Annotated in this window: 13 protein-coding genes; 6 read left to right on the plus strand and 7 right to left on the minus strand. The window is 70.1% G+C overall.

The features are described 5' to 3' along the window. Positions 1-16: 16 nt before the first annotated feature. Positions 17-1,267 (minus strand): sarcosine oxidase subunit beta family protein, encoded by a 1,251-nt coding sequence (locus ACYVO7_RS17650; protein WP_460451121.1) that lies wholly within the window; start codon positions 1,265-1,267, stop codon positions 17-19. 77 nt (positions 1,268-1,344) lie between these two features. Between ACYVO7_RS17650 and ACYVO7_RS17655 the strand changes: the two genes are divergently transcribed. The 5 genes from ACYVO7_RS17655 (at position 1,345) to ACYVO7_RS17675 (ending at position 5,711) form a co-directional block, all read left to right on the plus strand. After that, positions 1,345-2,355, plus strand: a complete 1,011-nt coding sequence (locus ACYVO7_RS17655; protein ID WP_460451122.1) for a GlxA family transcriptional regulator — start codon at positions 1,345-1,347, stop codon at positions 2,353-2,355. Between the two features lie 84 nt (positions 2,356-2,439). Then, a complete protein-coding gene (locus tag ACYVO7_RS17660; protein ID WP_460451123.1) occupies positions 2,440-3,261 on the plus strand; it encodes a transporter substrate-binding domain-containing protein in 822 nt (273 codons plus the stop codon). Between the two features lie 98 nt (positions 3,262-3,359). After that, positions 3,360-4,100 (plus strand): amino acid ABC transporter permease, encoded by a 741-nt coding sequence (locus ACYVO7_RS17665; RefSeq protein ID WP_460451124.1) that lies wholly within the window; start codon positions 3,360-3,362, stop codon positions 4,098-4,100. Continuing rightward, a complete protein-coding gene (locus ACYVO7_RS17670; protein ID WP_460451125.1) occupies positions 4,097-4,954 on the plus strand; it encodes an amino acid ABC transporter permease in 858 nt (285 codons plus the stop codon). Before ACYVO7_RS17665 ends, ACYVO7_RS17670 begins: the two co-directional genes overlap by 4 nt. A 4-nt stretch (positions 4,955-4,958) precedes the next feature. After that, on the plus strand, positions 4,959-5,711 hold the full coding sequence (locus ACYVO7_RS17675; RefSeq protein WP_460451126.1) for an amino acid ABC transporter ATP-binding protein: 753 nt from the start codon (positions 4,959-4,961) through the stop codon (positions 5,709-5,711). Between the two features lie 43 nt (positions 5,712-5,754). Here ACYVO7_RS17675 and ybaL read toward each other — a convergent pair whose 3' ends face one another. From ybaL to ACYVO7_RS17695, 4 genes are all read right to left on the minus strand, one after another. Beyond that, the gene (ybaL, locus tag ACYVO7_RS17680) at positions 5,755-7,455 is read right to left on the minus strand and encodes a YbaL family putative K(+) efflux transporter (RefSeq protein ID WP_460451127.1); all 1,701 of its coding nucleotides are present in this window, start codon (positions 7,453-7,455) and stop codon (positions 5,755-5,757) included. A gap of 101 nt (positions 7,456-7,556) precedes the next feature. After that, positions 7,557-7,769: a hypothetical protein gene (locus tag ACYVO7_RS17685; RefSeq protein ID WP_460451128.1), complete on the minus strand. Its 213-nt coding sequence runs from the start codon at positions 7,767-7,769 to the stop codon at positions 7,557-7,559. A 92-nt stretch (positions 7,770-7,861) separates the two neighbouring features. Beyond that, positions 7,862-8,245 carry a hypothetical protein gene (locus tag ACYVO7_RS17690; protein WP_460451129.1) on the minus strand — a complete coding sequence of 128 codons (384 nt, stop codon included), beginning with the start codon at positions 8,243-8,245 and terminating at the stop codon, positions 7,862-7,864. Between the two features lie 140 nt (positions 8,246-8,385). Next, positions 8,386-9,420: a PdxA family dehydrogenase gene (locus ACYVO7_RS17695; RefSeq protein ID WP_460451130.1), complete on the minus strand. Its 1,035-nt coding sequence runs from the start codon at positions 9,418-9,420 to the stop codon at positions 8,386-8,388. A 132-nt stretch (positions 9,421-9,552) separates the two neighbouring features. On the opposite strand from ACYVO7_RS17695, the gene ACYVO7_RS17700 reads away from it, so the two are divergent. Beyond that, on the plus strand, positions 9,553-10,488 hold the full coding sequence (locus ACYVO7_RS17700) for an alpha/beta fold hydrolase (RefSeq protein WP_460451131.1): 936 nt from the start codon (positions 9,553-9,555) through the stop codon (positions 10,486-10,488). 13 nt (positions 10,489-10,501) lie between these two features. Here ACYVO7_RS17700 and ACYVO7_RS17705 read toward each other — a convergent pair whose 3' ends face one another. Both ACYVO7_RS17705 and ACYVO7_RS17710 read right to left on the minus strand, forming a co-directional pair. After that, positions 10,502-11,584 (minus strand): tartrate dehydrogenase, encoded by a 1,083-nt coding sequence (locus tag ACYVO7_RS17705; RefSeq protein WP_460451132.1) that lies wholly within the window; start codon positions 11,582-11,584, stop codon positions 10,502-10,504. After that, complete coding sequence (locus ACYVO7_RS17710; RefSeq protein ID WP_460451133.1) at positions 11,577-12,662, minus strand: isocitrate/isopropylmalate dehydrogenase family protein; 1,086 nt, start codon at positions 12,660-12,662, stop codon at positions 11,577-11,579. The genes ACYVO7_RS17705 and ACYVO7_RS17710 overlap by 8 nt, the downstream gene beginning before the upstream one ends. Positions 12,663-12,665 lie beyond the last annotated feature (3 nt).

A 12,665-nucleotide genomic window follows, 5' to 3' on the forward strand; every position in this document is an offset into this window, starting at 1 on the left:
CGTGGTCCTGGCTGGCTCAATGGAGATTGGGCTGGGCGCCGGCGCCCCGCTCGTCGATGACGCGGCCGGTGGCGAAGCGGTCGAGCCGAAGCAGCGCAGCGACCTCGTGCGGCTCGTCGCGGGCGATCAGGTGGGCGAAGCAGAAGCCCGAGGCGGGCGTGGCCTTGAAGCCGCCATAGCACCAGCCGCAATTGAGGTAGAGGCCCTGGACGGGCGTGTGGTCGATGATCGGCGAGCCGTCCATGGACATGTCCATGACGCCGCCCCACTGGCGCAGCATCCGCAGGCGGCCGAGCCCGGGCCAGACCGCCATGCCGGACTCCATGACGTCCTCCACGGTGGGTAAGTTTCCCCGCTGGGCGTAGGAATTGTACATGTCGATGTCGCCGCCGAAGACCAGCCCGCCCTTGTCGGACTGGCTGATGTAGAAGTGCCCCGCCCCGAAGGTGACGACGGTGTCGATGAGCGGCTTGACGCCTTCCGACACGAAGGCCTGCAGGACGTGGCTCTCGATCGGGAGCCGCAGCCCCGCCATGGCGGCGACCCGGGAGGAATTGCCGGCCGCGGCCAGCGCCACCTTGCGCGCCCGGATGGGACCGCGCGTCGTCTCCACCCCGGTCACCCGGCCGTTCTGGACGGAGATCCCGGTCACCTCGCAATGCTGGATGATGTCGACGCCGCGGCGATCGGCGGCGCGGGCGTAGCCCCACGCGACGGCGTCGTGCCGGACCGTGCCGCCGCGACGCTGCAGCAGCCCGCCCCGGATCGGGAACCGGCCATTGTCGTAGTCGAGGAAGGGGAGCATCGCCCGGACCTGCTCGCGGTCGAGCAGTTCGGCGTCGACGCCGGCCAGCCGCATGGCGTTGCCGCGGCGGGCGTAGGCGTCGCGCTGCCCATCCGAATGGTAGAGGTTCAGCACGCCGCGCTGGCTCACCATGGCGTTGAAGTTGATGTCCTGCTCCAGCCCCTCCCAGAGCTTCAGCGACAGCTCGTAGAAGGGCGTGTTGCCCGGCAGCAGGTAGTTGGAGCGAATGATGGTCGTGTTCCGGCCGACATTGCCGGAGCCGACATAGCCCTTCTCGACCACGGCGACGTTGGCGATCCCGTGGCGGCTCGCCAGGTAGTGCGCGGTCGCCAGCCCGTGTCCGCCGCCGCCGACGATCACGACGTCGTATTCGGGCTTGGGAGCCGCGTCGCGCCAGGCCGGAGCCCAGCCGCGGTTGCCCTTCAGGGCCTGCGCGGCCAGCGAGAAGATCGAATAGCGCATCAGAGCAGGGTCCGGGTGCGCCCTGCCCGGCGGGCGAGGCTTGCTTCGGGCAGATTGCCGAACGTAGCATCGCGGACATGACCGCCAGCGACGCGCGTTTGACCTCCAGCGACGGGCTGGCCGCCCCGCCGCCCACCCATGTGGGCTTCCTGCTCATCCCCGACTTCGCGCTGCTGCCCTACGCCAGCGCGATCGAGCCGCTGCGCGCCGCCAACAGGCTCTCCGGCCGGCCGCTCTATCGCTGGAGCCATGTCTCGATCGACGGATCGCCCGCCCAGGCGTCCAACGGCGTGGAGATCAGGCCCGACGTCAGCGTCGGCGACGACGTGCGGTTCGACTGCCTGATCGTCTGCGCCGGCGGCAATCCCGCCGCGTTCCGGAACGCGGCCGTGTTCGCGTTTCTTCGCCAGCAGGCCCGCCGCGGGGCCCGCATCGGCGGCGTCTCGGGCGGGTCCTACATCCTGGCGAGGGCCAATCTCCTGACGGGCTATCGGTTCACCATTCACTGGGAGCACGCGCCGGCGCTGCTGGAGGACTATCCGGAGCTCGACCTGCGCCGGTCCCTCTACGAGATCGACCGGGACCGGCTGACCTGCAGCGGCGGGACCGCTCCGCTCGACATGATGCACGCCGTCATCGCGCGCGAGCACGGCAGCGAGCTGGCCCTCGCGGTCAGCGAGTGGTTCCTGCAGACCCATGTCCGGGAAGGCGCGGGACCGCAACGGATGCCGCTGCGGGAGCGGCTGGGCGTGAGCCACGCCCCGCTGCTGCGCGTGGTCGAGCGCATGGAGCAGAATCTCGAGGCGCCGCTCGCCCGGTCGGAACTGGCGCGCAGCGCCGGGGTGTCCATGCGCCAGCTGGAGCGGCTGTTCCGCACGCATCTGGGCCATTCGCTGGGCGAGCACTATCTCGGCCTGAGGCTGGACCGCGCCCGCGACCTCTTGCGCCAGACCAGCCTTTCGGTCCTCGAAGTCGCGGTGGTCTGCGGCTTTTCGAGCGCGAGCCATTTCTCCCGCGCGTTCCGCGCCCGCTTCCTTCATCCGCCGCGCGCCGAGCGCGGCGCGCGCCAGCCGGCGGTTTGGCGCTAGCCGTCAAGAACACGTCGCATCGGGTCAAATCGCAAGAGCCATCCATCGAAACTCTAGCGACAACGACAAGAGGGGATCGAAGCCATGAAACGGATCACCGCGCTGGCGCTCGCCTGCGCCGCACTGCTGGCCTCGGCTGCGGCTCACGCCCAGGACTCGCTGGCCAAGATCAAGGAGAAGGGCGTTCTCACCGTCGGGGTGAAGAACGACTACAAGCCCTGGGGCTTCCTGGACCCGTCCGGTCAGATCGTCGGGCTCGAGATCGACCTCGCCAAGGCGGTGGCCGACAAGATCGGCGTCAAGCTCGAGACGGTTCCGGTCATCGCGGCGAACCGGATGGAGTTCCTGCGGCAGGGCCGCATCGACATGGTGATCGCCACGATGGGCGACACCCCCGAGCGGCGCAAGGTCGTCGGCATGGTGGAGCCCAACTACTACGCCGGCGCGACCAACGTGATGGCGCCCAAGAGCGCCAACCTGAAGCAGTGGGCGGATCTGAAGGGGCGCAAGGTCTGCGCGGTGCAGGGCGCCTACTACAATCGCCGGGTCACCCAGCTCTACGCGCCGGAGCTCGTGGTCTTCCCGTCCGTGCCCGACGCGCTGAACGCCCTCCAGGGCTCCAACTGCGTGGCCTTCCTGTTCGACGACACGCTGATCGTCTCGACGCTGGCCGCCGGCGATCCGAAATGGGCGAACTATGAGATGCCGCTCGCCTCGGAGGACCCCCAGCTCTGGGCCGTCGGCATCCGGCTGGAGGACATGGACGCGCCGTTCGGCAAGCTCGTCAAGGACATGTCTGTGGACTGGCACAAGAGCGGCAAGCTCCTGGAGCTGGAGCGCAAGTGGGGCATCAAGCAAAGCCCGTATCTCATTGAAATGAACCAGAAGCTGAAATCCGCCTCCTGACCCGGCCGGCGGCCGGCGGCCCTCGAGCGGCCGCCGGTCTGCGTCCTCCGAACGCGCGCCGCCGCGCGCCCCGCTTTCCTCCCGCGCCGGTCCTCCAATTGATCGCTGACTTCTTTCTCTGGCTGAACGAGGCGCATGGGTGGAACTTCTCGATCTTCTATGACCCGTTCGACCGCGCCCGCTTCCTAACCGGGCTGTGGACCACCCTCTATCTGTGCGTCTCCTCGATCCTGGCGTCCGTGGCGCTCGGCCTTCTCGGCGCCTGGATCGCGGGCGGGCGATCCAGGCTGGGACGTCTCCTGGTCCGCGGCTATGTCCAGTTCTTCCGGAACACGCCGCCGCTGGTGCAGCTCGCCTTCTTCTACTTCGCCGTGGCGAGCCTGCTTCCGACGGTCGGCGACGGTTTCGGCGGCCGCTCGGCCCTGATATCGGGCGCCGGATGGGCCATCATCTCGTTTTCGCTGTTCGCGGGCGCGTTCAACGTCGAGATCTTCCGGGCGGGGATCGAAGCGGTGCCGCAGGCAACCGTGGAGGCCGCCGAGTCGCTCGGCTATTCGCGTCTGCAGCAATACGCCTATGTGGTCCTGCCTCTCGCGTTCCGGATCTGCCTGCCGGCGCTGAACAACAATCTCGTGAACCTGGTGAAGACGACCACCCTCGCCTACGCCATCGGGACGCCGGAGCTGCTCTACGCGGCGTCGCAGATCTGGTCCGAGGTGCTGAACGTGCGCGAGATGATGAACGTGCTGCTTGTGACCTATGTGGGCCTCGTGGCCCTTCTCGTCTGGATCATGAGCGGGTGGGAGCGGATCCTGCGCATCCCGGGATATTCCCGATGAGGACGCCGACCCGCACCGACCTGCCGGTCCTGCTGCCGTTCAGGCCAGCCGCTCCCCTGCCGTCCACGGGGCTGGCCGCCCCGGCGCTGCTCGGCGCCGGGGCGCTCGCCGTGCTGGCGGCGTCGTTCGGGGCCTCCGTCGCGCTCGCGCAGGCGGTCGGCCCCGGCGGCCGGGACGCCGCCGCGACCGTCCTGCTGCGATGGGCGCCGCTGATATTCCAGGGCTTCCTGTTCAACGTCCTGATCAGCTTCCTGTCCATGGCGCTGGGGACGGTCGCCGGCCTGCTGCTCGGCCTGGCCCAGATCTCGATCCTGGCTCCGGTGCGCAAGACCGCCTGGGGGCTGACGCAGTTCTTCCGCAACGCGCCATGGCTGGTGCTGCTGTTCTACGCCATGTTCCTGCTGCCCTACGAGGTGCGGATCGGCGGCCTCGCGATCCCGCTGCCGGCCTGGGGCAAGGCGGTGGTCGGCCTCGCTCTTCCGGTGGCGGCCAACATCGCCGAGATCGTGCGCGGCGGCGTCCAGTCCCTGCCTGCCGGACAGTGGGAATCCGCCGAGGCGCTGGCCTTCACGCGCCGCCAGACGCTCTGGATGATCATCCTTCCTCAGGCGCTGAAGCGCATGATCCCGCCCTGGATGAACATGTACGCGATCCTCACCATGGCGACGACGCTGATCTCCGTGGTCGGCATCCAGGACGGCCTGACGGTCACGCGCGCCGCGCTGGTGGCGGAGAGCCGTCCGGAGCTGATGATCCCGATGTACCTGATGCTGCTCCTGATGTTCTTCGCCTATTGCTACCCCATCGCCCGGGTGACCCTGGCGCTCGAACGCCGCTTCAACGTGGAGTCCTGACCGCATGTCCGCAGGCCATCGGCTGGGCGAGCCCGTCGTCGTGATCGACGGGCTGGAGAAGTCCATCGGCGCGCTCCAGGTGCTGAAGCATGTCAGCCTGACCGTCCGCCGGGGCGAGACGGTCTGCGTCATCGGCCCGTCGGGATCGGGCAAGTCGACGCTGCTTCGCTGCATCAACGGCCTGGCGCCGATCACCAGGGGGTCGATCACGGTGGCCGGCCGGGAGGTGAACGACCCGAAGCTCGACAAGCTCGCCCTGCGGCGGGACGTCGGCATCGTCTTCCAGCAATACAACCTGTTCCCTCACAAGACGGCGCTGCAGAACGTGATGATGGCGCCCATCCACGTGCTGAGGCAGGACAAGGCCGTCGTCGAGACGCGCGCGCGGGCGCTGCTGGCCAAGGTCGGGCTCTCCGACAAGCTCTCCAGCTATCCGGGCGAACTGTCCGGAGGGCAGCAGCAGCGCGTCGCCATCGCGCGGTCGCTGGCGATGAACCCCAAGGTCATGCTGTTCGACGAGGTGACGGCGGCCCTCGACCCCGAAACCAAGAAGGAGGTGCTGGTGACCATCCGCGACCTCGCCGCCGAGGGCATGACCTGCATCCTGGTCACCCACGAGATGGGCTTCGCCCGCGAGATCGCCGACCATGTCTACTTCACCGACGGCGGGGTGATCGTCGAGGACGGCCCTCCGGCGGTCCTGTTCGACCGGCCGCGCGAGGCGCGCACGCGGGCCTTCCTCGACCAGGTGCTCTAAGGGCCCCGTCGCCCGCGCCGGTCCGCGGCCTGGCGCCCGGATCTCAGGCGTCGGGAGCGGGGACGCGATCGGCCAGAAGGAACTGCTGCATCTCCCGGGCGATCTCCCGCTCCCCGACGACCACGAATTTCGCCCCGTATTTGCGCAGGTGCTCCTCCTCGGCGTCCGAGTGCGCCCGGGCCACGATGCGCAGGTCCGGATTCAGCTCGCGGGCGGCCTCGAACAGGTTGCCGGCCTCGAAAGGGTTGGGGATGGCGGACACCAGCCACCGGGCGCCCCGCAGGTTCGCCGCCTCGAACATGCCGCGCTGGTTGATCGAGCCGAGGATGGCCTCCACGCCGTCCGCCCTCGCCTTCTGGACCAGACGGTCCTGCTCCTCCACGACCAGGACGGGCGCGCCCGCGGCCCGCAGCGCGCCGCCGACGAGGCTTCCGACGCGGCCATAGCCCACCAGCACCGCGTGGCCGGTCAGCAAGGTCGCGGGCGGCAGGTCCGGCTTGGCCTCCTCGCCGGACGCGGCGGCCGCCACGGCCGCCGTCGGCAGCCGGTCCAGGATGGCGAACAGCAGCGGGTTGAGCAGGATCGAGATGATGGCGCCGGCCAGGATGAGGTCGCGCCCGGAGGGCGGAAGGATCTCCAGGTCGACGCCGAGCCCGGCGAGGATGAACGAGAACTCGCCGATCTGCGCGAGGCTGGCCGCGATGGTCAGGCCGGTTCCGGGCGGATGCCGGAAGGCGATCACGATGGCGAAGGCCGCCAGCGACTTCCCGAGCACGACGATCAGCACCGTGGCCGCCACGGCCAGCGGCTGGCGCACCAGCGCGCCGGGGTCGAAGAGCATCCCGACCGAGACGAAAAAGAGGACCGCGAAGGCGTCCCGCAGGGGCAGGGTCTCCTGGGCGGCCTGATGGCTCAAATGGCTTTCCGCCAGGATCATTCCGGCGAAGAAGGCGCCCAGCGCGAAGGACACGCCGAAAAGCTCGGCCGAGCCGAAGGCCACCCCGAGCGCGATGGACATGACGGCCAGGCGGAACAGTTCGCGCGAGCCCGTATGGGCGACATAGTGCAGGATCCAGGGGATCACCCGGCGCCCGACGACCAGCATCAGGACCACGAAGGCGGCGACCTTCAGGAGGGTCAACGCCAACAGCCCCGCGATGTTGTCGCGCGCCAGGAAGGCGGCGAGCCCGTCGCCATGGCTCGCGGCCGCGCGTCCGCCGAGGAGCTCCGCCACTGCGGGCAGCAGCACCAGCGTGAGGACCATCGCGAGGTCCTCCACGATGAGCCAGCCGACGGCGATCCGCCCCCGCTCCGATTCGACCAGCCGCCGCTCCTGCAGCGCCCGCAGCAGGACCACGGTGCTCGCCACCGACAAGGCGAGGCCGAAGACCAGCCCCGCGCCGACGCTCCAGCCCAGCCCGTAGGCGAGGCCCATCCCCATCAGGGTCGCGATGGCGATCTGCCCGACGGCGCCCGGCACGGCGATGGCCCGGACCCGCATCAGGTCGGCGAGGGAGAAGTGAAGGCCCACGCCGAACATCAGCAGGATGACGCCGATCTCGGCCAGCTGCGGCGCGAGCGCCTGGTCCGCCACATAGCCGGGGGTGAAGGGTCCGATCGCGATGCCGGCGACGAGATAGCCGATCAGCGGCGAGAGCCGGAGGCGATGGGCCAGGACGCCGAAGACGAAGGCCAGTCCAAGCCCCGCGACGATGGTGGCGATGAGAGACACGTTGTGGGACACCTGGCCTCCTTGGTCTGACGACCCTCGGGACCGCGGGAGGCGGAGCGGCGCTTGAGCGCGCCGGACCTCCCCCCGCGGCGTTCGGACTCGGCCGCCTGCCGTCAGGCTCCCGGCGGAGGAGCCCTGTCGGCCTGGGCCGCCATCTCCGTCCTGTAGGTTCCGACGGAGAGCCAGGCGGCTCCGGCCGTCACGCCGACGCCGTAGACCGCAAGGGTGGCGATTTCCTCGAAGACGAGGGCTCCGAGGCCGCCCAGGCTTCCGGCCATGCCGACGAAGAGGAGCATGGCGCTCCCCACTGCGCGAGCTTTGCTCATGGTGCTGATCCTGCATAGGGGCGCGCGCGGTCGAAAGCCGCGGCCCCGAACTTCGAAAGCGGCGTCGGACGCCGCATGCGTAGGAGGAGGGATCAGGCTGAGACGGGAGGCGCGCGCGGCCAGGCGGCGGAGGCGCCTCGGCCCGCCCGGGCCACGGCGGCGGAAACGACGCGGACGCTGCGGCTCCAGGCGGGGCCGTCGACGCAGGCCTCGGCGACGAGGGGCGGCGTGGGAGCGCTGCGGTTCTGGACGGACGCCCAGAAGCCCGTCTGACGGGCGACGATGGTCTGCGTCGGCGGGCGGAGATGCTGAACCGGGGCGCCCGCCTGCCAGGCGGAGGCGGCGGTCCGGTCTCCGGCGCGCTCGCCCCAGTCCGGCCCGAAGGCCGACGCCCACGCGAAGCACGCGAAGGCGACCGCCGCCACGAGGACGGACGGCGCAACGGGAAGGCGGCGGCGAAACAGCGTCAAGGACATCGACCGGAGCGATCCGGGCCCATCCCGGATCGAAGCGCTCCGCTGAGATAGCGGCGGCGACCCCCCAGGGCAACCGCAAGTGGCGGCCTTCGCCGCCCTCTGCATGGGCCGCGGGCCGACATCCGGCCCCGGCGAGGGCGTCAGGCGGCCGCTTCGGCGCGCCGGCCTGAGCCGGACGCCAGCTTGGCGGCGAGGCGGATCGCGGTTTCGATGGCGCCGGTCGAGGCCACGCCCCTGCCGACGATGTCGAAGGCTGTGCCGTGGGCCGGGGTGGCGAACACGGTCGACAGCCCGGCCGTCACCGTGACGCCGCGGTTGAAGCCGCGCAGCTTCGTCGCGATCTGGCCCTGGTCGTGATACATCGAGACGACGCTGTCATACTCGCCAGCGAACGCCTTGAGGTAGATCGTGTCGGCCGGGAACGGGCCGCGGCAGTCGATTCCGCTCGCCGCCACCGCCTTCACGGTGGGGCCGATCATCTCGATCTCCTCCATGCCGAACAGGCCGCCCTCGCCGCCATGCGGGTTGAGCGCCGCCACGGCGATGCGCGGCGCGGCGATCCCGGCGCGGCGCATGGTGCGGTCCACCAGCCGGATGGCGTCCTCGATCGACTGCGGCGTGATCTGGTCGAGCGCCCGGCGCAGCGAGACATGCGACGTCACCCGCGACATCCACTGGCCGTCCAGCACGTTCATCTCCGAAAAGTAGCCCTCGTGCCGCAGCAGGTGGGCGAACATCTTGTGCTCGTCGGGAAAGCGCCAGCCGCCGGCGTGGAGGGCCGCCTTGTTGAGCGGCGCGAAGGATACGGCGTCCACCTGCCCGGCCTGCGCGAAGTCGATGGCGCGGGCCAGCGTCTCGCCGGTCACCTTCCCGGATTCGGGCGACACCGCGCCGCGCGGCAGCGTGGAGGGATCGATGTTGCGCAGGTCGATCAGCGGGACCGCGTCGGCGCCCCAGTCCGCCTCGTCCGGCGAGGCGACCCGCGCCGTCTCGAAGGAGACGCCGGCGTCGCGCATGCCCTGCTCCAGCACGCGGGCGTCGCCCACCACGACGATGCGGGCCGCGTCGCGCAGCCGCCCGTCATGGAGGATGCGGGCGCAGAGCTCCGGGCCGATGCCGGTGCAGTCGCCGAGCGTGAGCGCGATGCGCGGAAGGGTGGACGCTGTGGACGGCATGGGGCCTCGCCTCTCGAATTGGTCTCGCCCATGGCGCCATGGCGCGCGGGCAATGTCAATTGTTGACAATCTGCGATGAGACTTCCAGTTTGCGCGGAGCCGCCGAGACGAGCGCGCCGAGGGAGAGAGCGCATGCAGGCCATGCCGCCGCTGGAGAACCACGGGCCCACCCTGATGGCGGGCTTCGAGCGCCGCCGGATCCGCACCCGGGGCGCCGAGATCGAGGTCGCGGTGGCGGGCGACGGCCCTCCCCTGTTGCTGATCCACGGCAACCCGTTGACGCTGGTGAGCTGGCACAAGGTCGCGCCGACGCTGGCCAGGAGCTTCACGGTGGTGGCCATGGACCTGCGCGGCTATGGCGACAGCTCCAAGCCGGACGGCGGCGAGGACCATGCGGCCTACACGTTCCGGGCCATGGGCGAGGACGCCTTCGACGTCATGGACGCGCTCGGCTTCGAGCGCTTCGGCGTCGCCGGGCACGACCGCGGCGCGCGCGTCGCGTTCCGCATGGCGCTGGACCGGCCCGAGCGGGTGGAGCGCATGGCGGCGCTCGACATCGTCCCGACCCACACGGTGCTGACGCAGGTGACGCTCGGCTGGGGGCTGGAGAGCTACCACTGGTTCTTCATGGCCCAGAAGGCGCCCTTCCCCGAGAAGCTGATCACCGCCGACCTCGACTATTACATCCGCTACAAGCTGAACAAGAAGGGCGTCGGGCTGGAGATCTTCACGCCCGAGGCCATGGCCGAATACGCCCGCTGCACCACGGCCGAGCAGATCCACGCCGTGTGCGAGGACTACCGCGCCACCGTGACGCTGGACCTCGCGATGGACACTGCCGACTTCGGCGAGAAGCGCATCGCGTGCCCGACGCTGGTGCTGTGGGGCTCCAACAGCCATTGCGGCCGCCACTTCAAGCCCATCGAAGCCTGGGGCGGCTGGTGCGACGACCTGCGCGGCTGGGCGATCCCGACCGGGCACTACCCGGCCGAGCACCGGCCGGACCTTGTCTACCCGACCTTCTGGGAGTTCTTCTCCGGCCGGGAGCCGACGCCTTTCGTCGGCTAGGCTGCGGCGCTCGTCAGGCGTTCTCCACCCTGAGCGCCTCGATCACGGCGCGGGTCACCTCGGCGGTGCCGGCCTTGCCGCCGAGGTCCGGCGGCAGCGCCTCGCCCTGAGAGGTGACATGCTCGATGGCGCGCATGAGGCGGGCGGCGGCGGCCGGCTCGCCCAGATGCTCCAGCATCATGCAGGCGGTCCAGAACGCCCCGAGCGGGTTGGCGAGGCCCTTGCCGATCAGGTCGAAGGCCGAGCCATGGATCGGCTCGAACATGGACGGGGTTTGGCGCGACGGATCGATATTGGCCGTGGCCCCGATGCCGAGGCTGCCGGCCAGCGCCGAGGCGAGGTCGGACAGGATGTCGGCGTGGAGATTGGTGGCCAGCACGGTGTCGATGGTGCCCGGCCGCAGCACCATGCGCTGCGTCATGGCGTCGACCAGCATCCAGTCGACCTCCAGATCCGGATAGGCCGCGATGACGTCGCGGCACACCGAATCCCAGAACACCATGCCGTGCCTCTGGGCGTTGGACTTGGTGACGATGGTGAGCTTCCTGCGGGGGCGGGTCATGGCCAGTTCGCAGGCGAATTTGGCGATGCGCTCGACGCCCGCGCGGGTGAACACCGCGACGTCCATGCCGACCTCGATGGGCAGGCCGCGATGGGCCCGGCCGCCGACGCCGGCATATTCGCCCTCGCTGTTTTCGCGCACGATCACCCAGTCGATCGCCTCGCCGAGGTCGGGGCGCAGCGGGCCGACGATGTTGGGCAGCAGGCGGGTGGGCCGGACATTGGCGTATTGGTCGAAGCCCTGGCAGATGGCGAGCCGCAAGCCCCAGAGCGTCAGGTCGTCCGGGAGGTCGGGGTCGCCCACCGCGCCGAAATAGATCGCGTCGAAGGGGCGCAGGGTCTCCAGCCCGTCCTCCGGCATCATGCGGCCGTTGCGGCGGTAGTAGTCGGAGCCCCAGTCGAAGCGCTCGAAGTCGAAACGCAGCCCCTCTTCGCGGGCCGCGAGAGCGTCGAGAACCTGCCGGCCGGCGTCGATCACCTCGGGGCCGATCCCGTCGCCGCCCATCAGGGCGATCCTGTGCGTGCGTTCAGCCATGATGGGCTCCCATGTTGCTGATGATCCCGCGGACCATGTCGGCTGTGCGGCCCGTGCCGCGGATGTCGCCCGTGCGGGTCTCCGGATCGGCGAGCGCCGCCTCGATGCCGCGCTGCATCAGGGCCGCGGCTTTCACCGCCTGCGGAACGTCGCGGCTGCGGCCGAGCCAGTCGAACAGCATGCGGGTGGATTCGATCATCGCATAGGGATTGGCGATCCCCTTGCCGGCGATGTCCGGGGCGGAGCCGTGGGTGGCCTGCGCCATCGCGATGTCGCCCTCGCCGATGCACAGGCCCGGCGCCATGCCGAGCCCGCCCACGAGGCCGGCGGCCTCGTCGCTGAGGATGTCGCCGAACATGTTGGTGGTGACCACCACGTCGAAGGTCTGCGGATCGCGCACCAGGCGCATCGCGAAGGTGTCGACGATCACGTCGTCGACCAGCACGTCCGGGAAGTCCCGCGCGGCCTTGCGGCACTCCTCCACGAACATGCCGCAGCCGAGCTTGAACACCGTGTCCTTGTGGATGATCGTCAGGTGCTTGCGTCGGCTGCGCGCGAGTTCCAGGGCGGCCCGGGCGACGCGGCGGCTGCCCGTGCGGGTGATGACGCGCACCGAGATCGTCACCTCGTCGGTGGGGCGGAACTCGCCCGAGCCGGCCACCACGTTGCGGTCCGGCTGGAAGCCCTCGTTGTTCTCGCGGACGATCACGAGATCGACGTCGTCATACAGGCAGCCGATGCCCGGGAAGGACCGGGTCGGGCGGACATTGGCGAAAAGATTGAAGTGCTTGCGCAGGATCGGGTGCGGGTTGATGGCCCCCGGGACCTTGGGATAGGCGCGGTGGCCGATGGGCCCCAGGATGAAGCCGTCGAAGCTTCCGAGTGTCTCCAGGGTGCCCTCCGGCATGGTGGAGCCGTGCGTATCGAGCGCGCTGCGGCCGATCGGCGTGGGGCGCCAGTCCACGACCAGCCCGGCGCGGGCGGCGGCCGCCTTGGCGACCTCGACCGAGGCCGGCACGATCTCGTGGCCGATGTCGTCGCCGTTCAGGACGCCGACGACGAGGTGGGCTTCAGGCATGCT

Source organism: Alsobacter sp. SYSU BS001988, from assembly GCF_054796215.1.